Annotated in this window: 29 protein-coding genes; 19 read left to right on the forward strand and 10 right to left on the reverse strand. The window is 68.5% G+C overall.

The features are described from left to right. The 4 genes from ACK59X_RS26625 to ACK59X_RS26640 all read left to right on the forward strand — a co-directional run. Window positions 1-763 (forward strand): amidase family protein (locus ACK59X_RS26625; protein ID WP_409961540.1); only part of this gene is annotated, 763 nt, incomplete at its 5' end. Window positions 764-846: 83 nt separating this feature from the next. Continuing rightward, window positions 847-1,722 carry an amino acid ABC transporter substrate-binding protein gene (locus ACK59X_RS26630; protein WP_409961541.1) on the forward strand — a complete coding sequence of 292 codons (876 nt, stop codon included), beginning with the start codon at window positions 847-849 and terminating at the stop codon, window positions 1,720-1,722. Between the two features lie 69 nt (window positions 1,723-1,791). Next, entirely contained in the window at window positions 1,792-2,727 is a 936-nt protein-coding gene (locus ACK59X_RS26635) for an ornithine cyclodeaminase family protein (protein ID WP_409961542.1), read from the forward strand. Beyond that, window positions 2,724-3,938 (forward strand): FAD-dependent oxidoreductase, encoded by a 1,215-nt coding sequence (locus tag ACK59X_RS26640; RefSeq protein WP_409961543.1) that lies wholly within the window; start codon window positions 2,724-2,726, stop codon window positions 3,936-3,938. Before ACK59X_RS26635 ends, ACK59X_RS26640 begins: the two co-directional genes overlap by 4 nt. Before the next feature lie 9 nt (window positions 3,939-3,947). Here the strand turns inward: ACK59X_RS26640 and ACK59X_RS26645 are convergent, their stop codons facing one another. The 5 genes from ACK59X_RS26645 to ACK59X_RS26665 form a co-directional block, all read right to left on the reverse strand. After that, window positions 3,948-4,403, reverse strand: a complete 456-nt coding sequence (locus ACK59X_RS26645; RefSeq protein ID WP_409961544.1) for a carboxymuconolactone decarboxylase family protein — start codon at window positions 4,401-4,403, stop codon at window positions 3,948-3,950. A gap of 120 nt (window positions 4,404-4,523) precedes the next feature. Further along, a complete protein-coding gene (locus ACK59X_RS26650; protein WP_409961545.1) occupies window positions 4,524-5,420 on the reverse strand; it encodes an RNA polymerase sigma-70 factor in 897 nt (298 codons plus the stop codon). Window positions 5,421-5,496: 76 nt separating this feature from the next. Further along, on the reverse strand, window positions 5,497-6,228 hold the full coding sequence (locus ACK59X_RS26655; RefSeq protein ID WP_409961546.1) for an aldolase: 732 nt from the start codon (window positions 6,226-6,228) through the stop codon (window positions 5,497-5,499). A gap of 32 nt (window positions 6,229-6,260) precedes the next feature. Next, a complete protein-coding gene (locus ACK59X_RS26660) occupies window positions 6,261-7,496 on the reverse strand; it encodes a diaminopropionate ammonia-lyase (protein ID WP_409961547.1) in 1,236 nt (411 codons plus the stop codon). 12 nt (window positions 7,497-7,508) lie between these two features. Next, window positions 7,509-8,693 carry a M20 aminoacylase family protein gene (locus ACK59X_RS26665; protein WP_409961548.1) on the reverse strand — a complete coding sequence of 395 codons (1,185 nt, stop codon included), beginning with the start codon at window positions 8,691-8,693 and terminating at the stop codon, window positions 7,509-7,511. A 156-nt stretch (window positions 8,694-8,849) separates the two neighbouring features. Here ACK59X_RS26665 and ACK59X_RS26670 point away from each other — a divergent pair, with 156 nt between their 5' ends. Continuing rightward, window positions 8,850-9,347: an Lrp/AsnC family transcriptional regulator gene (locus tag ACK59X_RS26670; RefSeq protein ID WP_409961549.1), complete on the forward strand. Its 498-nt coding sequence runs from the start codon at window positions 8,850-8,852 to the stop codon at window positions 9,345-9,347. On the opposite strand, the gene ACK59X_RS26675 is transcribed toward ACK59X_RS26670, so the two are convergent. The 4 genes from ACK59X_RS26675 to ACK59X_RS26690 form a co-directional block, all read right to left on the reverse strand. Next, window positions 9,348-9,608 carry a YkgJ family cysteine cluster protein gene (locus ACK59X_RS26675; protein WP_409961550.1) on the reverse strand — a complete coding sequence of 87 codons (261 nt, stop codon included), beginning with the start codon at window positions 9,606-9,608 and terminating at the stop codon, window positions 9,348-9,350. Between the two features lie 24 nt (window positions 9,609-9,632). Continuing rightward, window positions 9,633-10,223: an NADPH-dependent FMN reductase gene (locus ACK59X_RS26680; RefSeq protein WP_409961551.1), complete on the reverse strand. Its 591-nt coding sequence runs from the start codon at window positions 10,221-10,223 to the stop codon at window positions 9,633-9,635. A gap of 211 nt (window positions 10,224-10,434) precedes the next feature. After that, window positions 10,435-10,641, reverse strand: a complete 207-nt coding sequence (locus ACK59X_RS26685; protein ID WP_409961552.1) for a hypothetical protein — start codon at window positions 10,639-10,641, stop codon at window positions 10,435-10,437. A gap of 280 nt (window positions 10,642-10,921) precedes the next feature. After that, window positions 10,922-11,053, reverse strand: coding sequence for a hypothetical protein (locus ACK59X_RS26690; RefSeq protein ID WP_409961553.1), 132 nt, complete (start codon window positions 11,051-11,053; stop codon window positions 10,922-10,924). A gap of 169 nt (window positions 11,054-11,222) precedes the next feature. Here ACK59X_RS26690 and mnmG point away from each other — a divergent pair, with 169 nt between their 5' ends. From mnmG to ACK59X_RS26760, 14 genes are all read left to right on the forward strand, one after another. Beyond that, window positions 11,223-13,199 carry a tRNA uridine-5-carboxymethylaminomethyl(34) synthesis enzyme MnmG gene (gene mnmG, locus ACK59X_RS26695; protein WP_409961554.1) on the forward strand — a complete coding sequence of 659 codons (1,977 nt, stop codon included), beginning with the start codon at window positions 11,223-11,225 and terminating at the stop codon, window positions 13,197-13,199. Continuing rightward, entirely contained in the window at window positions 13,177-13,914 is a 738-nt protein-coding gene (locus ACK59X_RS26700; RefSeq protein WP_409961555.1) for a hypothetical protein, read from the forward strand. The genes mnmG and ACK59X_RS26700 overlap by 23 nt, the downstream gene beginning before the upstream one ends. A 91-nt stretch (window positions 13,915-14,005) precedes the next feature. Next, window positions 14,006-14,683: a 16S rRNA (guanine(527)-N(7))-methyltransferase RsmG gene (gene rsmG / locus ACK59X_RS26705; RefSeq protein WP_409961556.1), complete on the forward strand. Its 678-nt coding sequence runs from the start codon at window positions 14,006-14,008 to the stop codon at window positions 14,681-14,683. A 99-nt stretch (window positions 14,684-14,782) separates the two neighbouring features. Further along, window positions 14,783-15,397 (forward strand): LysE family transporter, encoded by a 615-nt coding sequence (locus ACK59X_RS26710; RefSeq protein ID WP_409961557.1) that lies wholly within the window; start codon window positions 14,783-14,785, stop codon window positions 15,395-15,397. 18 nt (window positions 15,398-15,415) lie between these two features. After that, entirely contained in the window at window positions 15,416-16,216 is an 801-nt protein-coding gene (locus ACK59X_RS26715) for a ParA family protein (RefSeq protein ID WP_409961558.1), read from the forward strand. A 35-nt stretch (window positions 16,217-16,251) separates the two neighbouring features. Then, the gene (locus ACK59X_RS26720) at window positions 16,252-16,818 is read left to right on the forward strand and encodes an RBBP9/YdeN family alpha/beta hydrolase (RefSeq protein ID WP_409961559.1); all 567 of its coding nucleotides are present in this window, start codon (window positions 16,252-16,254) and stop codon (window positions 16,816-16,818) included. A 6-nt stretch (window positions 16,819-16,824) separates the two neighbouring features. Further along, entirely contained in the window at window positions 16,825-17,121 is a 297-nt protein-coding gene (locus tag ACK59X_RS26725) for a cupin domain-containing protein (RefSeq protein ID WP_409961560.1), read from the forward strand. Window positions 17,122-17,177: 56 nt separating this feature from the next. Next, window positions 17,178-18,095: a ParB/RepB/Spo0J family partition protein gene (locus ACK59X_RS26730; protein ID WP_409961561.1), complete on the forward strand. Its 918-nt coding sequence runs from the start codon at window positions 17,178-17,180 to the stop codon at window positions 18,093-18,095. Window positions 18,096-18,411: 316 nt separating this feature from the next. Next, window positions 18,412-19,155, forward strand: a complete 744-nt coding sequence (locus tag ACK59X_RS26735) for a class I SAM-dependent methyltransferase (RefSeq protein ID WP_409961583.1) — start codon at window positions 18,412-18,414, stop codon at window positions 19,153-19,155. A gap of 321 nt (window positions 19,156-19,476) precedes the next feature. After that, a complete protein-coding gene (locus ACK59X_RS26740) occupies window positions 19,477-21,033 on the forward strand; it encodes a COG3014 family protein (RefSeq protein ID WP_409961562.1) in 1,557 nt (518 codons plus the stop codon). Between the two features lie 31 nt (window positions 21,034-21,064). Beyond that, on the forward strand, window positions 21,065-21,463 hold the full coding sequence (locus ACK59X_RS26745; protein ID WP_409961563.1) for a YcfL family protein: 399 nt from the start codon (window positions 21,065-21,067) through the stop codon (window positions 21,461-21,463). 29 nt (window positions 21,464-21,492) lie between these two features. Beyond that, entirely contained in the window at window positions 21,493-22,110 is a 618-nt protein-coding gene (gene lpoB / locus ACK59X_RS26750; RefSeq protein WP_409961564.1) for a penicillin-binding protein activator LpoB, read from the forward strand. A 28-nt stretch (window positions 22,111-22,138) separates the two neighbouring features. After that, the gene (locus ACK59X_RS26755; protein WP_409961565.1) at window positions 22,139-23,074 is read left to right on the forward strand and encodes a hypothetical protein; all 936 of its coding nucleotides are present in this window, start codon (window positions 22,139-22,141) and stop codon (window positions 23,072-23,074) included. 20 nt (window positions 23,075-23,094) lie between these two features. Beyond that, window positions 23,095-24,057 carry an alpha/beta hydrolase gene (locus ACK59X_RS26760; RefSeq protein WP_409961566.1) on the forward strand — a complete coding sequence of 321 codons (963 nt, stop codon included), beginning with the start codon at window positions 23,095-23,097 and terminating at the stop codon, window positions 24,055-24,057. A gap of 7 nt (window positions 24,058-24,064) precedes the next feature. Here ACK59X_RS26760 and ACK59X_RS26765 read toward each other — a convergent pair whose 3' ends face one another. Further along, window positions 24,065-25,489: a hypothetical protein gene (locus ACK59X_RS26765; RefSeq protein ID WP_409961567.1), complete on the reverse strand. Its 1,425-nt coding sequence runs from the start codon at window positions 25,487-25,489 to the stop codon at window positions 24,065-24,067. Between the last annotated feature and the right edge of the window lie 18 nt (window positions 25,490-25,507).

A 25,507-nucleotide genomic window follows, 5' to 3' on the forward strand; every position in this document is an offset into this window, starting at 1 on the left:
GTTCCTGTACGTCACGCTGCCGCAGGCCCTGCGCGTGATGCTGCCGCCGCTGCTGTCGAGCTATGTGGCGCTGCTCAAGGACAGCTCGCTGGGTGCGCTGATCGCCACCAACGAGCTGATGCTGGCGGCGCGCGGTGTGGCCGGCCTGCGCAGGTGGGTGCTGCCCGATGCCGAGCGCGTGGACGTGGACCCCGAGGTGCTGGCCGCCTGCGATGAGGCCGTGCGCGTGCTCGAAGGCCTGGGCATGCGGCGCGTGGAGCGCACGCTGCCGCAGAGCCTGGCCGAGTCGATGCGCGTGGCGGGCAGCCTGATGAGCGCCGAAGGCTATGCGAGCCTGGGCGCGCTGTTCGAGCAGGAGGGGCTGGAGTTCGACCCGCATGTGCGCCGGCGCATCCTGTTGGGGCGCGACATCGGGGCGGCGCAGTACCTGCAGCTGCTCAGGCTGCGCGAGCAGGCCAAGGCCGAGATGCTGGCGGCCATGGACGGGGTGGAGGTATGCGTGTTTCCGACCAATGCCATCGCCGCCATCCCACTCGCCGAGGTGGACGAGTTGGCGACGCCGCTGTCGCGCTTCGGCCGCTTCGTGAACCTGCTGGACCTGTGTTCGCTGGCTGTGCCGGCGGGCTTCACGCGGGCGGGCATGCCGGTGTCGCTGCAGCTCATTGCCCGGCCGTTCGACGAGGCCACGGCGCTGCGTGTGGGCCAAGCGTTCGAGCGTGCGACACCTTGGCACCGGGCCGTTCCGCCGGGGTTGGACGGCTAGCCGGCCCCCTTCCATTGCCACCTGCCTGCTCTCGTCCGTGCCGCGCGCACGGCGGGGGCGACCTTGTTCCGAAGGAGCGAACCATGCGTGCCATCGTCGTTGTGAAGTCCCTGGCGTCCTTTATTACCCTGGCCCTGCTGGGGCCGCTGTGCCACGCGCAGAACGCAGGCGGTGGTGCCTTGGCCCGCATGGCGCGCAGCGGCACGGTGCAGGTGGGCTACATCCCCACGCCCGGCACGTTTGCCTTCCGCGATGCGGCAGGCCATACGGTGGGCTATTCGATCGATGTCTGCATGAAGGTCGTGGAGGCCCTGCGCAAGCAACTGGGCCGGCCGGACCTGCGCGTGGAGTTTCGCCCGCTGGAGGCGGCGCAGCGCATCCCACTGCTCAAGGCCGGCAGCATCGACCTGGAGTGTGGTGGCAACACCAACACCGTGGGTCGGCAAAAGGAGGTGGATTTCTCGCACACTCTGTTCACCACGGGAGTGCGCTTCCTCGCGCGCGATTCGGTGCAACTCGATGGTGGGCAGAGCCTGTGGCGGCGGCGCATTGCGGTGAGCAATGGCACGACGGCGCAGGAGACGGTGCAGCGCGAGCAGGAGATCGCCATGACCGTGGTGGCCACGGACGCCGAGGGCGTGCGGCTGGTGGAAGAGGGGCGCGTGGACGCCTTCGCGCAGGACGACATCCTGCTGTACGGGCTGATCGCTGCATCGGCGCCGAGGGACCGGCTGCACGTGACGGGCCGGCACCTGACGGTGGAGCCCTATGCCTTCATGCTGCCCAAGGACGATGCGCCGCTGCGCGAGGTGGTGGATCGCACGGTCCTGGGCCTCATGCACTCGGGCGAGCTGGCGGCCCTGTACCGCAAGTGGTTCGACACGGCGCTGCTGCGCATCCCGATGAGCGCCCACATGCGCGAAAACATCCGCTACCCCAACAAGCACGGCATTCCCTGAAGCGGTGCCCTGGGGCTCCTTCGCTTCCTCTCTCTCTTTCTTTCCATTCCTGTCTCTGCAGAGCATCCCATGAGCAACAGCATTCCCTTCATCAGTGACCAGCAGGTTTCCGAGGCCCTGGACTACCGCTCGGTCGCCGCCGTGCTGGACGAGGCCTTTGCCAGCCTGGCCGCCGCAGGTGCCGCCGTGCACCGCCGCCAGCGCACCGACTGCCGCCACCTGCGGCTGAGCACCATGGGTGCGGTGTGGGCCGACCGGGGCGTGGGCGGGGTCAAGGTCTACCCCACGGTGCGCGGGCAGTTCAGCTTCTCCATCCTGCTGTTCGACCTGGCGAGCAACCGGCCGCTGGCCCTGCTCGACGGCAACGAGCTCACGCGGCTGCGCACGGCGGCCATCACCACGCTGGTGGCGTCCAAGGCGGCCGCACAGCGCCCGCGCAAGCTGGCGCTTTTCGGCACGGGGCTGCAGGGGCGCGCACAGGCCGATGCGCTGTGCGGTTGGTTCGGGTTCGAAGAGATCGCGCTGGTGGACCCGGCTGGCGATGCGGCCTGGGGCCAGGCCCTGGCCGTGCGCACGGGCAGCCGTGTGGCCTTCACCACGGCCGAGGCGGCGGTGCGGGATGCCGACATCGTGGTCACGGCCACGCGTTCGTCCACGCCTGTCTTCGATGGCGCGTGGCTTGCGCCGGGGGCCTTTGTCTCGGCCATCGGCACCAGCACACCCAAGGGGCGCGAACTGGACGACGCCACCATGGACCGCGCCGGCCGCATCATCGTGGAGTGGAAGCCGCAGAGCCTGGAGGAGGCCGGCGAGGTGGTGCTGTGGCCGGGGCAGAGCGCGAACTCGCCCTTCATCGATCTGCCGCAGCTGTATGCGGGCGAGGCCCCGTGGCGGCCCGCCGGCCCGGCCATCACGGTGTTCAAGTCGGTGGGCATCGGCCTGGCCGACGTGGCGGTGGCGCAGCTGGCCGTTTCGCGCATCCTGCATGCAGGGGCGCAGCCATGAAGGTCTGCGTCATCGGCGCCGGCGTGATCGGCTGCGCCACGGCCTACCAGCTTGCACGCCAGGGCTGCGAGGTGCAGCTGATCGATGCGGCACAGGCTCCAGGCCTGCAGACCAGCCACGCGAATGGTGCGCAGCTGAGCTACAGCTATGTGGAGCCTTTTGCTTCGCCGGCCACGCTGCGGGCGCTGCCGGGGCTGCTGCTGTCGCGCCATTCAGCGGTGCGCTTTCGCCCGCGCTGGGACTGGCGGCAGTGGGCCTGGGGCCTGCAGTTCCTGCGCGCCTGCACCGCGCGGCAATCGCTGAGCGGAACGGCGCAGCTGCTGCAGCTGGCGCAGTCGAGCCGGGTGGTGCTGGCGCAGTGGATGCGTGACGAGCACTGGGACTTCGGCTTTGCCGAGAACGGCAAGCTGGTGCTGTGCCCCACTGCCGATTCGCTGCGCCACCAGGAGCGGCAGGTGCGCCTGCAGGCCGGCATGGGCTGCACGCAGGAGGTGCTGGGCGTGCAGGAGTGCCTGGACAAGGAGCCCGCGTTGCGCGGTGCCACTGCGTTGCAGTTCGCCGGGGGGGTGTGGACGCGCGACGAATGCGTGGGCGACCCGCACCGCCTGTGCCTGGCCCTGGTGGAGAGCGTGCGGCGCATGGGCGGCACGGTGTCGCTGGGTGTGCAGGCGCAGGGCTTCGTGCGCCGGGGCGAGCGCATCGCGGCGCTGCGCACCGGCGTGGGGGACATCGCGGCCGATGCCTTCGTGCTGGCTGCGGGCCCGCGCTCGCCCCAGCTGGCGGCTCCGCTGGGCCTGCGCCTGCCCATCGAGCCGATCAAGGGCTACAGCATCACGGTGCCGTTCCGCTCTGGTGCGGTGCGGCCGCGCGCGAGCGTGACGGACCTGGGGCGCAAGACGGTGTTCGCGCCGCTGGGCGGGCAACTGCGCGTGGCTGCCATGGCCGAGGTGGGTGCCATGGGCCTGGCGGTGCCGGCCCGGCGCGTGCAGGCCATGGTGGAGGCGGTGGCGCAGACCTACCCGGACCTGTGCGTGCTGAACGACCCCGCCACCTGGGCGGGCCTGCGGCCGGCAACGCCGACCTCGGTGCCCATCGTCGGGCGCTGGCGCGGCAGCAACCTGTACCTCAATGTGGGGCATGGGGCGCTGGGCCTGACGCTGGCGGCAGGCAGCGCGGCGGCCTTGTCACAGCACGTGCTGCAGCCTGCCTGAGTCGATCGATCAGGCGCCTTGCGGGATCGGGCTGCGCATGCCCGCGTTGATCAGGTTCCAGGCGTTGATGGTGCCGATGGCAAAACCCAGCTCGGCGATCTCGGTGTCGTTGAACTGGGCCTTGAGCAGGGCGAACTCCTCGTCGCTGGCGTCGCTGTGCGGCGTGGCGGTGATGATCTCGGCCCAGCGCAAGGCGGCACGCTCGCGCTCACTGAAGAACGGGGCTTCGCGCCAGCCGGCCACGGCGTTGAGGTGGCGCGGGTCCATGCCGTCCTTGACGAGATAGGTCCAGTGCATGTCCATGCAGTAGGCGCAGCCGTTGATCTGCGAGACGCGCAGGAACACGAGTTCGGCCAGGCGGGCGCCGAGGCTGCCCTTCTTGATGGTTTCGGACAGGTTGACGAGGCCCATGAAGGCCTTGTTGGCGAGCTGGTGGTAGGGCAGGCGGGCGGTGTGCTGGGACATGGTGAAGACTCCTGGGAGATGAAGGGTTGATAACTGGAAGGCGCCGGGCCTTTCGTTGCCTTCCATACCCTTCAAGACGCGCGGGCCTGTGCCGTTGTGACAGCCGGGTCCAAAAATTCTTCAATCCAGCGTGAGCGGGATGCCCTGCAGCTTGTCCGGGTTGCGGATCGCGTAGATGGCGACGATGCGCTCGCCATCGGTCACGATGGCCTGGGCCGATTCGAGGCGGCCGTCGATGTAGCGCAGCAGGCCCGGCTCGCCGTTGATGAGCACGGTGCGGTAGACCACCTGCTCGGCCATGCGCCGCCACTGCGCCCAGAACAGGTTGGCGATGCGGAAGGCGCCCACCAGCGGGTGCGGGAAGGACTGCACCTTGCCACCGCCGTCGCCGATCAGCATGGCGTCTTCGGACAGCAGGGACTCGATGGCATCGCGCTGGCCGCTGTGAGCGGCTGCGATGAAGCGTTCGAGCAACTGGTGGTGCACCTTGCGCGGCACCTCGAAGCGGGTGCGGGCCTGCTGCACGCGTTCGCTGGCGCGGTGCACCATCTGGCGGCAGGCGGCTTCGCTCCTGTTCAGCTGGGCGGCGATCTCGGGGTAGTCGTAGTCGAAGACCTGGCGCAGCAGAAAGGCGGCACGCTCCTCGGGGCCCAGGCGTTCGAGCACGTAGAGGAAGGCCACCGACAGCTCGCCCGCCAGTTCGGCCGCGGCTTCTGGCGTGCGCTCGTCGAGCTGCTCCACCAGCGGCTCGGGCAGCCACCAGCCAACGTAGGCCTCGCGCTCGGCCTTGGCGGCACGCAGCCGGTCGATGGACAGGCGCGTGGTCACGGTGACCAGCCAGGCCTCGGCCGATTGCAGGGCCGCCGTGTCCGTGGCGCTCCAGCGCAGCCAGGCGTCCTGGACCACGTCCTCGGCATCGGCGCGCACGCCCAGCATGCGGTAGGCGATGCCGAACAGGCGCGGGCGCAGGGCGGCGAAAGTGGCGTCGGCCTCGGGGGCCAGGGGGGCTGCGGTCATGGTCGGGCTCCAAGCATAGTCTGGTGCATACCAGACGTGCGAGGGGTCCGTTCTGTGACAGCTTCTTTCTAAAAGATCAGAGCGTGCGGCGCAATGCTTCGAAGAACAGCGCCGACTGCAGACGCTCGCCCATGGACTGTTCGCTCACGTGCTGGGCGAGTGCGGCGCTGGCCGGGGCCAGGGGGCGGCCGGTGGACTGCGCCAGCACCTGCGCCATGCAGGCGCGCTCCAGGTAGTACAGGTCGTCGTAGGCGTAGTCGATGCGGTCGCCGCAGACCACCACGCCGTGGTTGCCCAAAAAGCCGATGTCGGCGGCCTGCAGCACGCCGGCGATGCGCTCACCCTCGCGCACGTCGAGCGCGAAGCCGTTGTAGTGCGGGTCCACGGCCGTGCGGCCATGGAAGCGCATGGCGTTCTGCGAGAGGGTGGTGTCGAGCGCACGGTCGGTGGTCAGCGTGAGCGCCGTGGCATAGGGCATGTGGGTGTGCAGCACGCAGGCCTTCTTGCACAGGCGGTGGATGGCGGCATGGATGAACATGGCCGTGGGCTCCACCTCGTGGCGGCCGGCCAGGCGCTGGCCCTGTTCGTCGATGAGCACGATGTCCTCGGCCTGGACCTCGCTCCACATCAGGCCGCGCGGGTTGAGCAGGAAGCGGCCGGATTTATCGGGCAGCTCCACGCTGAAATGGTTGCATACGCCTTCGGACAGGCCGTGGTGGGCGGCGGCACGAAGCGCCAGGGCAAGGTCTTCGCGCAGCTGGCGCACGCTGGGCGAATCGAAGTCGAGGGTGGGGGTGCTGTGGTTCATCGGGGTTCCTGAGGTCATGGGTGCATTCATTGTCACGCGTGCAATGGACGTGCCTGCCACTCGGCCTGGGCCTGCAGCACGCTGGCGGGGCTGCGGCCGGTGATGGCTTCGTAGACGCCCGGGGCGGTGGCCCCTTCGGTGCTGATGAGCAGTACGCGCGCGTCCGGCCCCAGGCCGGCTTGGGCGGCAAGGGCGGGGTCGGCCATGAGGGCGGCCAGCCCGGCCAGGCCTGCGGCGCCCGATTCGCCGCTGAGCACGGGCACGTCACCCGCCGCGCCGGCGGCCAGGGTGCGCATGGCCTCTTCGGCCTGGGCGTCGCTCACGGTCATGAACAGGTCCACCGCGGGCTGCAAAAAGCGCCAGGCCAGGGGCGAGGTCTCGCCGCAGGCCAGACCGGCCATGACCGAGTCCACGCCGCCCGTGGCGCGGCTTGCGCGGCCTGCGATGGCGCTTTGCAGCAGGCAGTCGGCCTGATCGGGCTCCACGGCGATGAAGGTGGGGCGCTGCTCGCCGTAGCGCTCCCACAGGGGCGCCACGACGCCGGCGGCCAGGCCGCCCACGCCGCCCTGCAGCAGCACGTGGGTGAAGGGGCAGGCACCGTCGCCGCGTTCGGGGGCCTGTTCGAGCAGTTCATCGACCAGGATGCCGTAGCCCTGCATCACGTCACGAGGGATGTCCTCGTAGCCCTCGTACGAGGTGTCGGAGACCACCCACCAGCCGTGGGCACGGGCCAGGCGCTCGGCCTCCTGCACGGAGTCGTCGTAGTTGCCGGTGATGCGCACGACCTCGGCGCCCAGGGCGCGGATGGGTTGTTCGCGCTCAGCGCTGACGTGGGCATGCAGCACGATGACGCAGCGGCAGCCCATGCTCTGTGCTGCGGCGGCCAGGGCGCGGCCGTGGTTGCCATCCGTGGCGCTGATGGCCGTGAAGCTGGCCAGGACATCGGCGTGCCGGCCCGCGAGCAGATCGACCGGGGCCCAGCCCGCACCGGGCCATTGGCGCAGCACCAGGCGCAGCAGAGCGACGGGAGCACCCAGCACCTTGAAGCTGGCCAGGGGCGAGCGCGCGGATTCGTCCTTGAGGTGCAACTGCCCCAGGCCGAGCTGGCGAGCCAGGTGGGGCAGGGCGTACAGCGGCGTACCGCCACTGCGCAGCTGGCGCCAGCCGGCCAGCCACTGGCGGCTTTCGCGGGCGGTGGCGAGGTTCATCACGCGCTGCAGGGCGGGGCCGTAGGGTCGGCGCGAGGCCGCAGGGTTGGTGAAGAGCATGGGTTTCCACGGTCAGACGGTGGTGGGCAGGCGCACGCGCGCGAGTTCGGCGAAGTAGCGGGCGCCCATGGGCAGCACGGCGTCGTTGAAGTCGTAGGCGGCGTTGTGCAGCGGCACGCCGCCGGGCGTGCCGGACTCGCCGTTGCCGATGAACATGAATGCACCGGGGACCACTTGCAGGAAGGCACCGAAGTCCTCGGAAATCATCATGGGCGTGACGTCGGTGTCCAGCCGTTCGGCGCCGATCACGGCCCGGGCAGCAGCCACGGCCACCTCCACGCAGGCGGGCCAGTTCACGGTGGGCGCGAACTCGTGCGTGTAGGTGAAGTTGCACGTGGCGCCATGGGCGGCGCAGATGCCCTCGCAGATCTCGCGCATGCGCTTTTCAAGCAGGGCCTGCACGGCGGGCGAGTAGCTGCGCGTGTCGCCCTTGATGGTGGCGTGCGTGGGCAGGGCGTTGCGGATGCCGTCGGTGGTGAACTCGGTGCACGAGACGACGGCCGGCTGGCTCGGGTCCACCGATCGCGCCACCACGGTCTGCAGCGCGAGCACGATCTCGGCACCGATGACCAATGGATCGATGGCCATGTGCGGGCGCGCCGCATGGCCGCCGCGGCCGGTGATCTCGATGGCGAAGTTGTCCTCGCTGGCCATGATGCCGCCGCTTCGGATGGCCATGTGGCCGGCCGGCATGCCGGGGATGTTGTGGGCGCCGTAGATCTCATCGACCGGAAAGCGCTCGAACAGGCCGTCGGCCATCATCGCCGCCGCCCCCTTGCCGTGTTCCTCGGCGGGCTGGAAGATGAAGTGCACGGTGCCGTCGAAGTCGCGCCGCTCGGCCAGCAGCTGCGCCGCGCCGAGCACCATGGCCATGTGGCCGTCGTGGCCGCAGGCGTGCATGCAGCCCGCGTTCTGCGAGGCATGGGCCCGGCCCGGGGCCGCCTCGCCCATGGCGAGGCCATCCATGTCTGCGCGCAGGCCAATGCTGCGCGGGCTGCTGCCCACGCGGAGGCTGGCGACCACGCCCGTGCCGCCGATGCCGCGGTGCACCGTGAGGCCCAGGGCCGCGAGGTGGCGCGCCACATAGTCGGCGGTGTCCACCTCGTTGAAGCCGGTCTCGGGATGGCGGTGCAGGTGGTGGCGCCAGCGCACGAGCTGCTGGTCGAAGTCGGTGGGGGTGGGCGGGTTGGTGGTCATGGCGGGCGCTCCAGGTGTCGGACGGTTCTTACCCATTGTTGGGGCGCATGCCCGGTTAAAACCACCGCAATACCGCGTTCAATGAAGGATCTGTCTCACAATCGGAAGAACCGTGATGCATTTGTTCCATCGCCCTTTGGTATCGTGGGTGGACCCATGAACCTCGACCGCCTGGACATCCAGATCCTCAACCTGCTGCAGGAAGACGCTTCGCAGCCCTTGCGTGTGCTGGCCCGGAAGGTCAACAGCTCTCCAGCCACCTGCCAGCGCCGCATCGCCATCCTGCGGGCGGAGGGCATTCTGCTGCGGCAGGTGGGGGTGGTGAACCGGCAGCGCGTGGGGCGCCCGCTCACGGTGTTTGTGTCGGTGGAACTGGACAAGCAGAACGATGCGCTGCTGCGCAACTTCGAAGCCAAGATGGCGGCGCAGGACGATGTGATGGCCTGCTACGAGGTATCGGGCGAGTTCGACTTTCTGCTCATCATCAACTCCGCGTCGATGGAGCGCTACCACGCGTTCACGCGCGAGGTGTTCTCGTCGAACAACAATGTGCGCAACTTCAAGAGCACGTTCGCGATGAACTGCTCCAAGTTCGAGACGCGCGTGGCGCTGGATGTGCCACCTGAACCCGAAAAGAACGACGACGAGGACTGATCAGGCCGCAGGCCGGGTGAGGTCTTCGAGCCGGGTCAGGAAGGCCATGGCATTGTGCGTGTTGTCGGCGCACATCTCGGCCGAGGGCTGCAGGCCGCTGCAGACTGCGGGGCGCTCGGGCTGCCCAAAAATAAGGCAGCGTGCATCGTCGCCGAGCTGGATGCAGCGCACGCCCGCCGGCTTGCCCTCTGGCATGCCAGGGATGGGCGAGCTGATGGACGGGGCGGTGCAGCAGGCGCCGCAGCCGGGTCGGCACTGCATCGCTATTGCTATTGTTTTGATAGCTCAGGCGGCGTTCAGGCGGCTGGATGCCCAGAGTACCTGGTCGACCACCGCGCGCACGCGTTCGCGGTGGACTGGCTGCACCAGGGCGCCCGCCTCGTCGAAGGCCGCACTGGCCTGGCCCAGGGCAAAGGCCTTGGGCGCGAGCCAGCATTCCAGGTTGACCAAAAGTGGGGCCAGATGGCTTTGCGAGCGCAGGCCGCCCAGGCCGCCGTTGGAGGCGCTGAGCATGCCGACCACCTTGCCGCGGAAGGACTTGGTGCCATCCTGCCAGTCGGGGTTGCCGGCCACGGGGCTCGAAGCCCAGTCGATGGTGTTCTTGAGCAAGGCGGTGTAGCTGCCGTTGTACTCGGGCGAGCAGATGATCCAGGCGGGATGCTCCCACAGCACCTGCTTGAGGCGTACCACGTCGGCCGGCGTGCCCTGGGCTTCGAGGTCGGCGTTGTACATGGGGATGTCGTAGTCCGACAGCTCCAGCAGCGTGACCTCGGCGCCGGCATCGCGGGCGATCGCGGCGGTTGCGTGGGCCAGGCGGCGGTTGAACGATTGCTGGCGCGTGCTGCCGGCGAAGACGAGGAGGGAGTTTGCGTGCATGGTGCTGCATTGGAGCACAGGCGCCGGGCAGGATTCCTGCAAGCGCTGGGCTATCTGTGCCCCTGCGGTGGAGCCAATCGCCACACCAGCGTGACCAGGGCCAGGACAAAGGCCGCCAGACTGAGCAGGGCGCGCCACAGGTGGCGGCATTCCCCTGTGCTCGCATCTGGGCTCAGTCCTTCGGAAGGGCCCGCGGAGTGCGGGCATGTGCCTACTGTGCCCGTGGCAATGTTGTGCTGCCTTGACCATTGATAAGACCCATCTCGCTGCGCACGCGCGAGAGCGTGACATCGGTGACGTCCAGGTAGGACGCCAGGTGCCGCAGGGCGATGCGTTCTGACCAGTCGGGGAGCTGGGCCAGCAAGCGGGCGTGGCGCTCGCGCGCACCCCGTTGCAGGAACTCCTGTTCGCGCTGCATCTTTCCGTCCAGCAAGGGCGCACAGCACCCGGTGTTCGAGTGCGGCCCAGGGCGCCCAGCCATCAGTGGGCGTGGCGGTGCAGGGGGCCGGCAAGGCCAGCGCCCATACCCGGCTGTCTTCCAATGGTTCCACGTGGAACATCGCGGGCTGCTGCCGCAGGCTTGGGGTGATGGGCCAGAACAGGGCCCCATCGAGAAAGAAGTTCTTGTTGGTCTCCGCACCGTCCCTGTCCACCAGATACAGGCGCAGGGCGCCGCGCTCCACCCACCACAGGTGGCGCTACGACTCTCCCGCGCGCAAAAGGGGTTGGCCACGCATGGCCTGGGCGCTGGCCCACGACGATGCCACCGGTACGGGCGGATCGCCCACCAGTCCGGTGAGAAAGCGGGTCAGAGGGCTGTGGGCAGACACGGTGGGCGCAAAGTGGGAAAATCCCGGGTTGCCCGCCGGGGCAGGGTGCAGGTTGGCACCCCCGCACCGGGCGGGGCCGGTGCGCACGGCAGGCCCAAGGCGGGGCCTGCCCCATGCGCCGCATCGGGATTTTTGATTATCGGGCCCGACAGGCCCCCGGAGCGCTCCCATGTTGTACCCCCAGGAATTTGATGTGATCGTCGTCGGCGGTGGCCATGCCGGCACCGAGGCCGCGTTGGCCGCCGCCCGCATGGGCAGCAAAACGCTGCTGCTCACGCACAACATCGAGACGCTGGGGCAGATGAGCTGCAACCCCAGCATCGGCGGCATCGGCAAGGGCCACCTGGTCAAGGAGGTCGATGCGCTGGGCGGTGCCATGGCGCTTGCCACGGACGAGGGCGGCATCCAGTTCCGCATTCTCAACAGCTCCAAGGGGCCGGCCGTGCGTGCCACGCGGGCCCAGGCCGACCGCATCCTGTACAAGGCCGCCATCCGGCGCATGCTGGAGAACCAGCCCAACCTGTGGCTGTTCCAGCAGGCGGTGGACGACCTGATGGTGGAGGGCGACCGCGTGGTGGGCGCCGTCACCCAGGTGGGCATCCGCTTCCGCTCGCGCACGGTGGTGCTCACGGCCGGTACCTTCCTCGACGGCAAGATCCACGTGGGCCTGAACAACTACTCCGCCGGCCGGGCAGGGGACCCGCCAGCCGTGTCGCTGTCGGCACGCCTCAAGGAACTCAAGCTGCCCCAGGGCCGCCTGAAGACGGGCACCCCCCCGCGGCTGGATGGGCGCAGCATCGACTTCTCCAAGTGCACCGAGCAGCCCGGCGACGGCATGCCCGGCGGCGTGAACGAAGGGGCTGTGCCGGTGTTCAGCTTCATGGGCAATGCGGCCATGCACCCACGGCAGATGCCCTGCTGGGTGACGCACACCAACGAGCGCACGCACGAGATCATCCGCAGCGGTTTTGACCGCAGCCCCATGTTCACCGGCAAGATCGAGGGCGTGGGCCCACGCTACTGCCCCAGCGTGGAAGACAAGATCAACCGCTTTGCCGACAAGGACAGCCACCAGATCTTCCTCGAACCCGAAGGCCTGACCACGCACGAGTTCTACCCCAACGGCATCAGCACCAGCCTGCCGTTCGACATCCAGTACGAACTGGTGCGCAGCATGCCCGGGCTGGAGAACGCGCACATCCTGCGCCCGGGCTACGCCATCGAGTACGACTACTTCGATCCGCGCTCGCTCAAGAGCAGCTTCGAGACGCGCCAGATCGAGGGCCTGTTCTTCGCCGGCCAGATCAACGGCACCACGGGCTACGAAGAGGCGGCAGCCCAGGGGCTGTTCGCCGGCATCAATGCCGCACTGCAGTGCCGGGGCGACGCGCCCTGGTTGCCCGGCCGCGATGAGGCCTACCTGGGCGTGCTGGTGGACGACCTGATCACCAAGGGCGTGAACGAGCCTTACCGCATGTTCACCAGCCGCGCCGAGTTCCGCCTGCAGCTGCGCGAGGACAACGCCGACCTGCGCCTGACCGAGATGGGCCGCAAGATGGGTCTGGTGGACGATGCGCGCTGGGATTCCTTCAGCCGCAAGCGCGATGCGGTTTCACGTGAAACAGAACGCCTCAAGGCCACCTGGGTGAATCCGCGCAACCTCCCAGCCGCTGAATCCGAGCGCGTGCTTGGCAAGAGCATCGAGCACGAATACAACCTGTTCGAGCTGCTGCGCCGGCCCGACGTGGCCTACAACGCGCTGGTGGGCATGGATGGCAGCAAGTATGCATCCGCCGAAGTTTCACGTGAAACACTGGGTGATCTGGCAGAGTCCGTGATCGAGCAACTGGAGATTGCTGCCAAGTATTCGGGCTATATCGACCGGCAGAAGGACGAGGTGGAGCGCGCCGCCCACTACGAGAACCTCAAGCTGCCCGACGACCTGGACTACATGCAGGTGGCGGCACTTTCCATCGAAGCGCGCCAGATCCTGACACGCCATCGCCCCGAAACGCTGGGCCTGGCCTCGCGCATCTCGGGCATCACGCCTGCGACGGTGTCGCTGCTCATGGTGCACCTCAAAAAGGGTGCCTTCCGCGGTATTGCCGGTGCACGGACGACGCATGCTGAGCCCGCCGCGCATTGAACGGCCCGTGGCCCGAAAGGGCACGGCAGGGCGACGCACACGCCAGCGGGGCGAGCTGCTGATGGTGCGCACCGTGGCGGTGGTGGCCGTGCTCTTGCTGTTGCTGGGCATTCCCTTGTGGATGAAGCACGAACGTGACAAGCGTGCGCCGGTGGCCAAGCAGCCCACCGCTGCCAAGGTGGCGACGACGCAGGCTGCCCCAGTGGCGGCCGCAGCCCCTGCAGCGGGGGGCATCGGCCATGGCCTGACCTTTGCCTTGCTGGTGGACGAGGCCAAACTGCCGGCCGAGGTGGCCCGCCTGGGTTGCGCGGGCGAGCCCCGCGCGACGGACCGCCCTCTGAAAGACGACCATCCCTGCAACCATCGGCAGGGCGATACCTCGTGCCGCGTGGTCCTGCCGGTGCTGTGCATACAGCCCGGTACCGCAGCCAAACCTGCGGGCGGCACCGACACTACCTATGCTGGCTGGACCGGTGGGCAGCTGGCGCCGACCCAGCCCGTGATGGGGGCGATTCTGACCTCTGCTGCCTTGGCATCGGCACGGTGCGAAGCGGAGCTGGGCAGCGGCTGGCGCATGGCCAGCGTGCAGGATGGTTTGAACACGGGAAGCTTGAGCGGCACGCGCACCACCAATACCAGCCTGGGCCAGGGCACGCGCTACTGGGTGCAGACCAAGGACCAGCCCGCCAACTGCTGGGACAGCGCGGGTTCCTGAGCGCACCCATGCCGCGGTGGTTCCACGTGAAACCATCACGGCATGCTCTGCGGCCCCGGCTGCCTACCGAACAACGGACACCTCGAATTCCATGAACACCCCTTCCTCCATCACCGAGGCGTTTCGTCCCTCGCTGCTCTCGGCCGCCCAGCAACTGGGCGTGCCATTGTCCGAAGCGCAGGCCAATGCCCTGCTGTGCTACCTGGACCTGATCCAGAAGTGGACCAAGGTCTACAACCTCACGGCGGTGCGCGATCCGAAGGAGATGCTGACCCACCACCTGCTCGACAGCCTGGCTGCGGTGCCACCGCTGCGCCGCACGCTGGCACAGGCCGCCTTGCCGCCAGGGCAGGGCGCCCGCCTGCTCGACGTGGGCGCCGGCGCCGGCCTGCCCGGGGTGGTGATCGCCATCTGCTGCCCCGATGTCGATGTGAGCTGCGTGGACACGGTGGCCAAGAAGGCGGCCTTCATCCAGCAGGTGGCGGTATCGCTCAGGCTGACCAACCTGCGCGGGGTGCATGCCCGGGTCGAGAACCTCGACGGTCCTTTCGATGTGGTGACCAGCCGCGCCTTTGCCTCGTTGGTGGATTTCACCACCTGGTCGCGCCAGGCCCTGGGGCCGCACAGCGTCTGGCTGGCGATGAAGGGCAAGCACCCGGCCGAGGAAATCGCGGCCCTACCGGCCAGCGTGCAGGTGTTCCACGTGGAACCACTGGCCGTGCCAGGGTTGGATGCAGAGCGTTGCATCGTCTGGATGCGACCCGCATAAGCAACGCCGCGGGAAAAAAGCCGGTCCCGCATCGGCGGGTCGCTTAAACTTCCCCGCTCACCGGCTGGATTCGCGGCAGGCTCTTTCCAGGGGATTTTCATGTTTGGCATTGCAGATTACGGCGCTTTCGTGGCGGCCATCGTGTTGTTCCTGGCGATTCCCGGTCCGGGCAACCTGGCGCTCATCACGTCCACCAGCAAGGGCGGCATCCGCGGTGGCCTGGCCGCCACGATGGGGGTGATCGCCGGTGACCAGGTGCTGATGTGGGCAGCGGTGGCTGGCGTGGCCGCCCTGCTGTCCACCTACCCCGCAGCCTTTCATGCCGTGCAGTGGCTCGGCGCCGCCTACCTGGCCTGGCTGGGCTTCAAGATGCTCACCGCCAAGCCTGGGGCCCAACCCATCCTCAACATCGAGCCGCGCCACTACTTCAAGCAGGCCGGCCTGATCACGCTGCTCAACCCCAAGGCCATCGTGTTCTACATGGCCTTCTTTCCGCTGTTCGTGGACCCGGCCCGCCACCAGGGCCTGCTGACCTTTGGCGTGATGGCGGCCACCGTGGCGGCGCTGACATTTGCCTACGGCCTGATCGCCGTGCTGCTCACCCACCACCTGGCGGAGCGCATGCGCGCCAACCCCACCATCGGCCGCGTGCTCGAAAAAGTCGCTGGCGTGTTCCTGATAGGTTTCGGAATCAAGCTGGCCATTTCGAAGTAAACGAGGCACTCAAACCCCATGGCCCAGATCTTTTGCATTGCCAACCAGAAGGGTGGCGTCGGCAAGACCACCACCACCGTCAACCTCGCCGCGGGTCTGGCCAAGATCGGTCAGCGCGTGCTCATGGTCGACCTGGACCCGCAGGGCAATGCCACCATGGGCTCGAACCTGGACAAGCGCAAGCTCGACCTCACGGTGTACGACGTGCTGCTCGAATCCGCCTCGGTGCGCGAGGCGGCCGTGCTGAGCGAGAAGTGCGGCTACCACGTGCTGGGTGCCAACCGTGAATTGGCCGGTGCCGAGGTCGAACTCGTGGCGCTGGAGCACCGCGAAAAGCGCCTCAAGGCTGCGTTGGCCGAGGCCGCTGCAGACTACGATTTCGTGCTCATCGACTGTCCGCCCTCGCTGTCCATGCTTACCTTGAATGGCTTGTGCTCGGCCCATGGCGTGATCGTGCCCATGCAGTGCGAGTACTTCGCGCTCGAAGGCCTGACCGACCTGGTCAACACCATCAAGCAGGTGCATGCCAACCTCAACCCCGACCTGCAGATCATCGGCCTCTTGCGCGTGATGTTCGACCCGCGCATCACCCTGCAACAGCAGGTGAGCGAGCAGCTCAAGGACCATTTCGGCGACAAGGTGTTCAACACCGTGATCCCGCGCAACGTGCGCCTGGCCGAGGCCCCGAGCTACGGCCTGCCGGGCGTGGTGTTCGACCCGCTGGCCAAGGGCAGCCAGGCCTTCATCGAGTTCGCGCAGGAGATGGTCGAGCGCGTGCAGAGCATGAAGGCGCTGGGCAAGAAGCCCGCCGTTGTCTGATCGAACATCTGCCTGTTTGCTATCAAATTCATAGTATGAATGTGACCCCCGATATCGTCCTCGTGCTGCCCGGCTGGCAGAGCTCCGGGCCCGAGCACTGGCAGAGCCGCTGGGAGGCGCTGCATGGCTTTGCGCGTGTGGAGCAGCATGACTGGATGCGCCCGCTGCGCGGTGACTGGACGGCGCGGCTCGAAGAAACCATCGTCGACGCCCCTGGCCCCGTGGTGCTGGTGGCGCACAGCCTGGGTTGCATCCTCACCGCCTGGTGGGCCGCGCATTCATCCAACACCCACCGGGTGAAGGGGGCGCTGCTGGTAGCCCCCGGCGATGTGGAGCGCGAGGACATCGCCGGCTACCTGCCGGGCTGGTCGCCCATCGCGCGCCAGCCGCTGCCGTTCCCTGCCGTGCTGGTGGGCAGCCGCAACGACCCGTATTGCAGCTTCGAACGGGCCGAGGGCCTGGCCCAGGCCTGGGGCGCGCGTTTCATCGACTACGGCGAGCGGGGGCACATCAATGCCGAGTCGGGCCTCGGTGACTGGCCCGAGGGCCAGGCCCTGCTGGCCGGGCTGCGGTCGTCCGCCATGCCGCTCTCCACGTCCTGATCCACCATGTCCAAAACCAATCTCCTGGAGACGGCGCGCACGTTTCCCAAAGCCTGGTCGTCCCGCGTCATCGGCCGAGCCGCCAATGCCAACGTCAAGGTGCTGCGCATGGACGACGGCGCCTACCCCGACGAATCGCACGACTTCGACGAGGCCCTGCTCGTGGTCGAGGGCTGCATGCGCCTGGACCTGCAGGGTGAAGTCACCGAGGTGCAGGCCGGCGAAGTGTTCATCGTGCCTGCAGGCGTGCCGCATGCGGTGGCACCGGGCAGCCATGGCACGCTGGTGATCATCGACCAATGATGCGCGCGCGGCGCCGTCCCTGAATTCCAGAACACACAAGAAGAAAGCGATCTTTCATGGTCACCAAGAAACCCAAGGGCCTCGGACGCGGCCTCGAAGCCCTGTTGGGCCCCAAGGTCAGTGAAGCCACCGAGCAGGCCCAGGCCGCCGATGCCGGCCTGCCCAACACGCTGACCCTGGCCGAGATGGTGCCCGGCATGTACCAGCCACGCACGCGCATGGACGAGGGCGCGCTGTACGAGCTGGCCGAGAGCATCAAGGTGCAGGGCATCATGCAGCCCATCCTGGTGCGCCGCCTGGCCGATGGCGAGAACGCCGGCAAGTACGAAATCATCGCCGGCGAGCGGCGCTTCCGCGCCGCGCGCCTGGCCGGCCTGGACCGGGTGCCGGTGCTGGTGCGCGACGTGCCCAACGAGGCGGCGGCGGCGATGGCGCTGATCGAGAACATCCAGCGCGAGGACCTGAACCCGCTCGAAGAAGCGCATGGCCTGCAGCGCCTGGTGCGCGAATTCGGGCTCACGCACGAGCTCGCGGCCCAGGCTGTGGGCCGCTCGCGCAGCGCGGCCAGCAACCTGCTGCGCCTGTTGAATCTGGCCGAACCGGTGCAGACCATGCTCATGGCCGGCGACATCGACATGGGCCATGCGCGCGCGCTGCTCTCGCTGGAGCGTGCAGCACAGATCACGGCTGGCAACCAGATCGCAGCCAAGAAGTTGTCGGTGCGCGAGGCCGAGGCCCTGGTCAAGAAGATCGGCGCCGAGTTCAGCCTGGTGCCGCAAAAGCCCAAGAAGGATAATTCGCGCGACATGCGCCGGGTGGAGGAAGAGCTGTCCGACCTGCTCATGGCCGAGGTCGAGGTGCGCGTGAAGAAGCGCGTCAAGCGCGCCGGCAAGGTCGAGGACATGGGCGAGCTGGCGATCCAGTTCGGTTCCATCGATGAACTCAATGGATTGATCGAGCGCCTGCGCGGCTGACGGCCGCCCACCCCGGGCGGGTGGGGGTGCGAGCCCCTTGGTTTGGGGCCACGTGACAAAGTGCACACAATCTTGCCGCAATGGTCGGCGGGGTGTGTTGCGGTGCGCCATGCCGGCCTACACTGCGCTCCATTCCATCCCGCGGCACCAGCTGCGGGGGAGTTTCTGGAGAGACCATGCCATCGCGCACCCCCCCATCGCCACTGCCAGCAACCGCGCCCTCCCTGGGCCGGACCGGCGTTGCGCTGGCCGATGGCGTGATCGCATGCTCCCGCTCCACGCCAGCCTGGCAGGGGCCTTGCGGCCGCTGATTCCCATGCCTCTGCGCCTTCTGCCCTGGCCCCTTCCTGCGCTGCTGGCGTGGGCCGCCGCGTGGCTGCTCTATGCCGGACTCCTGCGGTCCGTGCCGCCCGTCGCGGCGCTGCTGGCCGCTTGTCTGTTGGGCACGGCGGCCAGCCTGCTGGGCAGCAGCTGGTGGCGCCGTGCGCTCATTGCCCTGGGCTTTCCGCTGTCGCTGGCGGCCAGCGGCATGGCCAGCCTGCCGGCCTGGGCCTGGCTGGTGCCGCTGGCGCTGCTGCTGGCGGTCTACCCCCTCAATGCCTGGCGCGATGCGCCCATCTTTCCCACGCCGCGCAATGCGCTGCAGGCGCTGGCCGTGCAGGCGTCCGTGGCGCCGGGCGCGCGCATTCTGGATGCCGGTTGCGGCCTGGGCGACGGGCTCATTGCCCTGCGCCATGCCTACCCGGACGCACGCCTGGAAGGGCTGGAGTGGAGCTGGCCGCTGCGCCTGGCCTGCGCTCTGCGCTGCCCCTGGGCCCAGGTGCGCCGCGGCGACATGTGGCAGGCCGACTGGAGCGGCTACCAGATGGTCTACCTGTTCCAGCGCCCCGAAAGCATGGCCCGCGCCGCCGCCAAGGCCCAGGCCGAGATGGCGGCCGGCACCTGGCTGGTGAGCCTGGAGTTCGCCGTGCCCGGCCTGCTGCCCCGTGCCCAGCTGCGCGCACCGGGCGGCCGTGTGGTGTGGATCTACCGCTTGCCCGTTACCGCCAGGGAGGGCTGAAATGCAGCGCTACAACTGTTTTTCCTACCGGCCGGCGGTTACAGAAAAGATACATCCTTTTGCTACATTGCGCCCTGGCTACAGACCACACAAGAACCTAGAAATTCACAGCCACAGGGGGCTTGCAGCAGCAGCAGCGAGGACCAGCGCCAGGAGGGAGCGCTCGGGCCTGCACAGCCTTCCTTGTCCGGTCGACAACCTCCCTCGCCAGCGGCATGCCGCGCGCGGCACCCTCTGCGGTGCCTGCCGCAGCATTTCTGTTGCAGGGGCACGTCGCCGGGGTTTTCTGGTGAACACCCGATCCATTTGCAAGGAGTATCCATGACATCCCGACCCCAATTCCGCCCGCGCCTGCTGTGGGTGCTGGCGCTGAGCGCCGCCCTCACGGGCTGCGCGACGATGCAGAGCCACGACAAGCTGGCCAGCGACGTGCAGGGTGCCGGCCGCAGCGGCGGCATACCAGCGGCCATTGCGCAGCTCGAATCCTCGGCCAAGACCGAGGAGGAGAAAACCGCGCTGCTGTACAACATGGAACGCGGCGAGCTGCTGCGCATGGACCGCCGCTACGCGGACAGCACGAATGCCTTCCTGCTGGCCGACGTGAAGGTCAAGGAATGGGAAGACACGGCCAAGAGCAACCCGCAAAAGCTCATGGGCACCGTGGGTGCCGCGCTGATCAGCGAGCGCCTGAAGGCCTATGAAGGCCAGGACTACGAGAAGGTCTGGCTGACCACGCGCCTGGCGCTCAACCGCGTGGCCGTGGGCGACGTGGAGAACGCCCGCGTGGACATCAAGCGCACCCATGAGCGCGAGGCCATCATCGCCGAGTTCCGCTCCAAGGAAACCCTGGCGGCCGAGCAGGAAGCCAAGTCCAAGGGCGCGACCTCGGGCGGCAAGGAACTCAACGGCTACCCCGTCGAGACCTTCAACGACCCCGAAGTGCTGGCCCTGAAGAACGGCTACCAGAACGCCCTGAGCCACTACCTGGCCGGCTTCCTGTACGAGATGCTCAACGAGCCGGGCCTGGCCGCGCCGGGCTACCGCAAGGCGATCGAGCTCAAGCCCGAGACCGGCGTGCTTGAAGAAGGCCTGCGCGGCCTGGACAGCCGCACCAGCTTCACCTGGAAGCGCCGCCAGCGCATGACCGACGTGCTGTTCGTGGTCGAGGCCGGCGACGCCCCCGCGCGCAAGCCCCGTGCCTTCACCCTGCCGGTGCCCGTGGGCAGCCGCTGGACCACGGTGAGCGTGTCCTACCCCGTGATCGAGCCCTCGCGCGATGCGCCGCTGACCAACCTGTCGGCTGCCGGCACGGACTTCAAGCTCGAGAAGGTGGTGGACGTGAACGTGATGGCACGCCGTGCCCTGAAGGACGAAATGCCCGGAATGGTGCTGCGCGGCTTCACCCGCGCCGTCGCCAAGGGCGTGATGCAGGACCAGCTGCAGAAGAAGGGCGGCCTGCTGGGCGGCATCGTGGGTGCCGTGGCAGCCTCGGCCACCGAACAGGCCGACGACCGCATGTGGCGCATGCTGCCCGGCCGCGTCTACGTGGCCCGCGGCTACCTGCCACCGGGCGAGCACACCGTGACCATCAACGGCCGCGCGCTGCCCCAGCCCGTGAAGGTCGATGGCCAGTACGCCCTGGTGCCCCTGCGCCTGTACGACAACAGCGTGCTCATGGGCGACGTGGCATCGGTCGGCCAGCTGGCCGCCGCTGCGTCGACTGCCGCCGTGGCGCCAGCGGCCGTCGAGGTGCCTGCATCGTCCACCAAGACGATCTCCACGACGACGACGACCAGGACAAGCACCACCACTACCACCAACCGCACGCGGCCTGCGGCCAAGCCCGCGCAAGCGCCCGTGACCCCGGCCAAGAACTGAACCTGACAGACGTTTTCCAAGGAGCCTATCCATGACCATCCGCACCCACCTGACCGCCATCGGCGTTGCCCTGATGGCACTGACCGGCGCAGCGGCGCACGCCCAGCTGCACGACCCGGCCACCCCGATCGCCGTGGCGTCCAAGGTGGCGCTGCGCGGCGAGGCCAACAACATCGCCGTGCGCGAGATGCGCATCGTGCGCACCAACGACATCCTGGTGGTGCAGGCCGACATGGCCAACATGGGCCGCACCGACCGCACCGTGTTCTACCGCTTCAAGTGGGTGGACCAGGTGGGCAACCAGGTGGGTGACGGAGAGTCGTGGAAGCAGATGAGCGTGCTCGGCCTGGGCCAGCAGACCGTCAAGAGCGTAGCCCCCACCAGCGCCGCAGTCGACCTGCGCCTGGAAATGAACGTAGAACCGCGCTGAGCATTCCAGCGCCGACCGGAGAAACAACCATGCAACGCAATCACAGCATCCAGCGCACCGCGCTCGTCCTGGCCTTCGCGGCCAGCACCCTGGCCCTCTCGGCCTGCCAGAACCTGTCTTCGCCCACCGTGCGCTTCGACCGCCAGGTCAACTACGGCGACGCCAAGGCCGTGGAACTGGTGACCAACGAGTTCGGCTCCACCGACCTGCAGATGATCGCCGAGAAGATGACCGGCGGCCTGCTCGAAACCGGCATCTTCCAAGGCCGCCCCACGGTGACCATCTCCACCGTGAAGAACAAGACCAGCGAGTACATCGACACCACCAACGTGATGAACTCGATCCAGACCGCGCTGGTCAAGTCCGGCAAGGTGCGCTTCGTGCGCTCCATCAACGAGATGCAGCAGGGCGTGGACGAACTGCAGCGCCAGAACCAGAGCGGCCTGTACAAGCAGGGCACCACCGCCAAGGTCGGCCAGATGACGGCTGCCAAGTACACCATGGAAGGCGAGCTGACCAGCATCGTCAAGCAGAGCAACACCACCAAGGACGTGTACTACAAGTTCACCCTGAAGCTGTTCGACGTGCAGGAAGGCACCGTGGAATGGCAGGACGAGAAGGAAATCCGCAAGACCAGCAAGCGCTGAGCCAACGCGGCACTGAAAGGACTTCACCATGCAACGCAGAACCACCCGGGCCGCCGCACTGAGCGTGCTGGCCATCACCTTCGGCGCCAGCAGCGCCCAGGCACAGAACGCAGCCCCGAAGATCGCCGTGACCGACCTGGCCTATGCCCAGCAGGTTTCGGAATACTTCGTGGCCGGCGCCTACCAGCGCAGCGCCCAGATGAGCGCTGGCGGCAGCGCGAGCCACGGCATGTACGGTGGCTCGGGCAGCCACTCCATGCAGGCCTCCGAGCAGGCCAGCGGCACCTTCGTGGCCGGCCGCTACAGCTACATCGAGCAGCGCGAGCTCGGCGGCTACACCAACGACCTCAAGGGCGCGCTGCTGCAGGGCACCTACTTCCGCCTGGTGCAGGGCAAGGGCTTCGACGCCGGCAAGCCGCAGAACAGCAAGGCCGAACAGGTGCTCAACCAGGTGCAGACCGGCAAGATGGCCGCACCCCAGGCGCAGAACCAGGTGGCCAACGTGATCGCGCGCATCAAGAAGGGCGAGTTCGCCGGTGCCGACTACGTGCTCTTCGGCGTGGTCTCCAGCATCAACTTCACCGATGCGCTCTCGCCCCTGCAGGGCACGACCAGCGCCACGCGCCAGTACGGCCTGCAGCTCTTGGCCGACTTCTCGCTGATCAACACCCGCACCTACGAGATCAAGGCCGCGTTCTCCGCACAGGGCGAAGGCAACGACACCAAGATCCTGTCCAACCGCGGCGACATCGCCCCGCCCAACCGGGCCAAGGTGATGAGCGAGACCTCGCGCAGCCTGGCAGGCAGCGTGTACGAACAGCTGGCCACCCAGCTGGGCTATACCGACGCCCACCTGGCCCGCGGCGTGCGCCCGGCCGCTCCCCCGCCACCGCCCGTGGTCTACCAGGGCGGCGGCCAGCCCATGCCGGCACCCCAGGCCGACCAGGTGCTGATCCTCAAGTGATTGCCCCTCGCGCAGCGTGGATGGCCAGCGCCATCCCGACCCGCGCCCTCAAGGCCAGCCTGGTGCTGGCCTTTTTTGTGGGCGGCTGCGCTGCAGCGCCCGAGCCGCCAGCGTCGGCTGCAACGGCCTTCGCGCCCTATTCCTTGCCGGGGGCGGGCGGGGCGGGCGTGCAGGCCTTGCAGCGGCCCGCGCGCACGGCGCCGCTGCGCTACCGCGTGATCGTGGTGCCCGGTTCGGGCTGCGCCGGCATGGGCCCGCTGGCCGACCGCTACTTCGCCGGCCTGTTGCATGCCGAGGTGCTGGTGCTGCACAAGCCCGGTGTCGATCCAGGGGCCCGCACCGCCGCCGGTGCATGCCCTGCCGACTTCGTGCAGGCGGATCGCCTTTCTGCCTGGCGTGACCATGCCCGGGCCGCGTTGCGCGCGGATGCCCGCCTGCGACAGGCGCAGGGTCTTCCAACCATCCCCCAGCTGCTGGTCGGCATCTCCGAAGGGGCCGAGCTGCTGCCTGCGCTGGCGCCCGAGGTGCCGGGCCTGGCGGGCCTGGTGTTGTCGTCGGGCAGTGGCCTGGACCCGCGCGAGGCCGGGGCCCTGCAGGCGCAGCGCCTGGGTGCCGCAGCCGACTGGGAGGCCCTGGGCCGCCTGCAGGCCGGCCTCCAGCCCGACAGCACGCTGGCGCAGGGCCGCAGCCTGGGTTATTGGCGCGACCTCTGGCACTGGCCACTGGCGCGGCCCCTGCGCGAAGGGCCCTGGCCTGTGTTGCAGGTCTGGGGTGCGAACGATGCCTTGGTGCCCGTGGAGGCCTTTCGCCGCGGGGCCGGGCAGGCGCAGGGCCGCCAGGCGCCCTGGTGCGCGCGTGAACTGCCCGGTGCCGACCATGGCCTGCAAGGCCCCGGCGGTGACGGGGTGCAGCAGCTCTGGGCCTGGCTGGAACAGTGGGGCAGGGCGCCGCTGCAAGGCCTGTGCGCACCGCTCTCCCGTTGAAAAGGCCTCAGGGGACCGCGTAGATCAGCTGGAATTTCGTGTTGTTCAGCATGTCCGCCAGGCTGGTGCCGTAGCCCAGGAAGAACTGCGTGCCGCGCAGGCCGCTCACATTGACCAGCTCCAGGATAGTCACGGTCTGCGACGCCGTCAGCGTGCCCTGCCAGGCCGGCGCCGGTGTCGATGCGCCGTTGAACAGCGCCCAGCCCTGCGGCGTCAGCACCGCCACGCCCACGCCGGGCACCAAGGCCACGACATAGACCACGCCGCCCTGGCCCACGTCGCGCGATGCCGGCTGCACGCGCCCGGTCAGGCGCAGCGATTGCACCGTGCCCTCGGTCGTGCCCGAGAAACTGGCCGGCGTCAGCGGCCCGCCGCCGGGTGCGGGCGGCACGCGCGCACTGTCGGCGCTGAAGCCCACGCGCGTGGTGATGGGTGTCAGGTCCACCGCCTCGAAGGCCGTGTGCGGCACCGTCTGCACCTGGGTGATGGTGGCGCTCTGCCACAGCCGGCTCGGATCGCCCGTGATGTACATGTCCGAGCCGCCGTCGGCGATGTACATGCCATAGCGCTTGAGCGCGTTGAGGATGGCCTTGGCCTGCGCCGTGTAGTTCTCGGGCACCGGGTAGTCGGCACGCAGGCGGAACAGCTGGCCCATCGCCGGCTTGGCGGCCGAGGCATCGCCATTGCGCGTGAGGTGGCGCGCCGGCCAGGTGTAGCTTGTGCGGATCTTGCTGCTCTGGATGGTGAAGCGCAGCGCGTGCTGGATCTCGCCGGTGCTGGCCTCCTCGGCGCGCAGCAGCAGCGGGAAGATCGGAAAGCCCGCTGCGTCCGACGAGGTCCAGCCCGCGGGCCGCAGCGCGTTGGAGCGCAGGTCGAACGCCGCGCTGCTGTAGATGTCCCAGCCGCCATCGGCGCGGGCATAGCTCAGGTAGCTCTCCCACAGCATGCAGGTGTCGGTGTCGACACTGAGGATGTGGTGGTCGTTGTAGATGGCCTTGTTGCTGCTGATGCCGCCCTCCACCTTGGGCTGCAGCGGGAAGGGCAGGCGCGCCGGGCTGGTCAGGCCCGTGCAGGGGCGCGCCAGGCTGCCGTCGGCACGCGCGCAATCGCTTTCATCGGGTGCGCCATCGCGGTCGAAGTAGACCGCCGGCCAGGTGATTTGGCTGCCCTGCACCACGTTGTACGGAATGCCCCAGTACTCGCTGCTGGCCATGTCCTCGCTCTGGCCCAGGTCCAGGTGCAGGCGCCGGCTGCCGGTGCTGATGGTCTGCAGGAAGGCAGCGGACTGCGGGTGCACCGGCAGCTGGTCGATGCGGGTGTTGAACACATGGTCCGCCGGCAGCACGGGGCAAGGCCCCACGGTGGGCGCGGCCACGGCGGCGCTGGCCAGCAGCGCCAGCGAGGCCAGCAGGGCAAGGTGGGGGCGGGGCATGGCGGGGTCTCCTGGGTA

Source organism: Acidovorax sp., from assembly GCF_046339755.1.
Classification (GTDB): domain Bacteria; phylum Pseudomonadota; class Gammaproteobacteria; order Burkholderiales; family Burkholderiaceae_C; genus Acidovorax.

What these genes read in the sequence shown, in the direction of transcription:
- ACK59X_RS26685 (WP_409961552.1), bottom strand. Translation starts at nt 10,641, where the DNA reads ATGCAGCGCGAACAGGAGTTCCTGCAACGGGGTGCGCGCGAGCGCCAC.
- ACK59X_RS26720 (WP_409961559.1), top strand. Translation starts at nt 16,252, where the DNA reads ATGAATGTGACCCCCGATATCGTCCTCGTGCTGCCCGGCTGGCAGAGC.
- ACK59X_RS26735 (WP_409961583.1), top strand. Translation starts at nt 18,412, where the DNA reads ATGCCTCTGCGCCTTCTGCCCTGGCCCCTTCCTGCGCTGCTGGCGTGG.
- ACK59X_RS26640 (WP_409961543.1), top strand. Translation starts at nt 2,724, where the DNA reads ATGAAGGTCTGCGTCATCGGCGCCGGCGTGATCGGCTGCGCCACGGCC.
- ACK59X_RS26665 (WP_409961548.1), bottom strand. Translation starts at nt 8,693, where the DNA reads ATGACCACCAACCCGCCCACCCCCACCGACTTCGACCAGCAGCTCGTG.
- ACK59X_RS26765 (WP_409961567.1), bottom strand. Translation starts at nt 25,489, where the DNA reads ATGCCCCGCCCCCACCTTGCCCTGCTGGCCTCGCTGGCGCTGCTGGCC.
- lpoB (WP_409961564.1), top strand. Translation starts at nt 21,493, where the DNA reads ATGCAACGCAATCACAGCATCCAGCGCACCGCGCTCGTCCTGGCCTTC.
- ACK59X_RS26760 (WP_409961566.1), top strand. Translation starts at nt 23,095, where the DNA reads ATGGCCAGCGCCATCCCGACCCGCGCCCTCAAGGCCAGCCTGGTGCTG.
- ACK59X_RS26660 (WP_409961547.1), bottom strand. Translation starts at nt 7,496, where the DNA reads ATGCTCTTCACCAACCCTGCGGCCTCGCGCCGACCCTACGGCCCCGCC.
- ACK59X_RS26700 (WP_409961555.1), top strand. Translation starts at nt 13,177, where the DNA reads ATGCTGAGCCCGCCGCGCATTGAACGGCCCGTGGCCCGAAAGGGCACG.
- ACK59X_RS26730 (WP_409961561.1), top strand. Translation starts at nt 17,178, where the DNA reads ATGGTCACCAAGAAACCCAAGGGCCTCGGACGCGGCCTCGAAGCCCTG.
- ACK59X_RS26670 (WP_409961549.1), top strand. Translation starts at nt 8,850, where the DNA reads ATGAACCTCGACCGCCTGGACATCCAGATCCTCAACCTGCTGCAGGAA.
- ACK59X_RS26740 (WP_409961562.1), top strand. Translation starts at nt 19,477, where the DNA reads ATGACATCCCGACCCCAATTCCGCCCGCGCCTGCTGTGGGTGCTGGCG.
- ACK59X_RS26745 (WP_409961563.1), top strand. Translation starts at nt 21,065, where the DNA reads ATGACCATCCGCACCCACCTGACCGCCATCGGCGTTGCCCTGATGGCA.
- ACK59X_RS26680 (WP_409961551.1), bottom strand. Translation starts at nt 10,223, where the DNA reads ATGCACGCAAACTCCCTCCTCGTCTTCGCCGGCAGCACGCGCCAGCAA.
- ACK59X_RS26725 (WP_409961560.1), top strand. Translation starts at nt 16,825, where the DNA reads ATGTCCAAAACCAATCTCCTGGAGACGGCGCGCACGTTTCCCAAAGCC.
- ACK59X_RS26755 (WP_409961565.1), top strand. Translation starts at nt 22,139, where the DNA reads ATGCAACGCAGAACCACCCGGGCCGCCGCACTGAGCGTGCTGGCCATC.
- ACK59X_RS26650 (WP_409961545.1), bottom strand. Translation starts at nt 5,420, where the DNA reads ATGACCGCAGCCCCCCTGGCCCCCGAGGCCGACGCCACTTTCGCCGCC.
- ACK59X_RS26645 (WP_409961544.1), bottom strand. Translation starts at nt 4,403, where the DNA reads ATGTCCCAGCACACCGCCCGCCTGCCCTACCACCAGCTCGCCAACAAG.
- ACK59X_RS26710 (WP_409961557.1), top strand. Translation starts at nt 14,783, where the DNA reads ATGTTTGGCATTGCAGATTACGGCGCTTTCGTGGCGGCCATCGTGTTG.
- ACK59X_RS26715 (WP_409961558.1), top strand. Translation starts at nt 15,416, where the DNA reads ATGGCCCAGATCTTTTGCATTGCCAACCAGAAGGGTGGCGTCGGCAAG.
- ACK59X_RS26630 (WP_409961541.1), top strand. Translation starts at nt 847, where the DNA reads ATGCGTGCCATCGTCGTTGTGAAGTCCCTGGCGTCCTTTATTACCCTG.
- rsmG (WP_409961556.1), top strand. Translation starts at nt 14,006, where the DNA reads ATGAACACCCCTTCCTCCATCACCGAGGCGTTTCGTCCCTCGCTGCTC.
- ACK59X_RS26655 (WP_409961546.1), bottom strand. Translation starts at nt 6,228, where the DNA reads ATGAACCACAGCACCCCCACCCTCGACTTCGATTCGCCCAGCGTGCGC.
- ACK59X_RS26675 (WP_409961550.1), bottom strand. Translation starts at nt 9,608, where the DNA reads ATGCAGTGCCGACCCGGCTGCGGCGCCTGCTGCACCGCCCCGTCCATC.
- ACK59X_RS26635 (WP_409961542.1), top strand. Translation starts at nt 1,792, where the DNA reads ATGAGCAACAGCATTCCCTTCATCAGTGACCAGCAGGTTTCCGAGGCC.
- mnmG (WP_409961554.1), top strand. Translation starts at nt 11,223, where the DNA reads ATGTTGTACCCCCAGGAATTTGATGTGATCGTCGTCGGCGGTGGCCAT.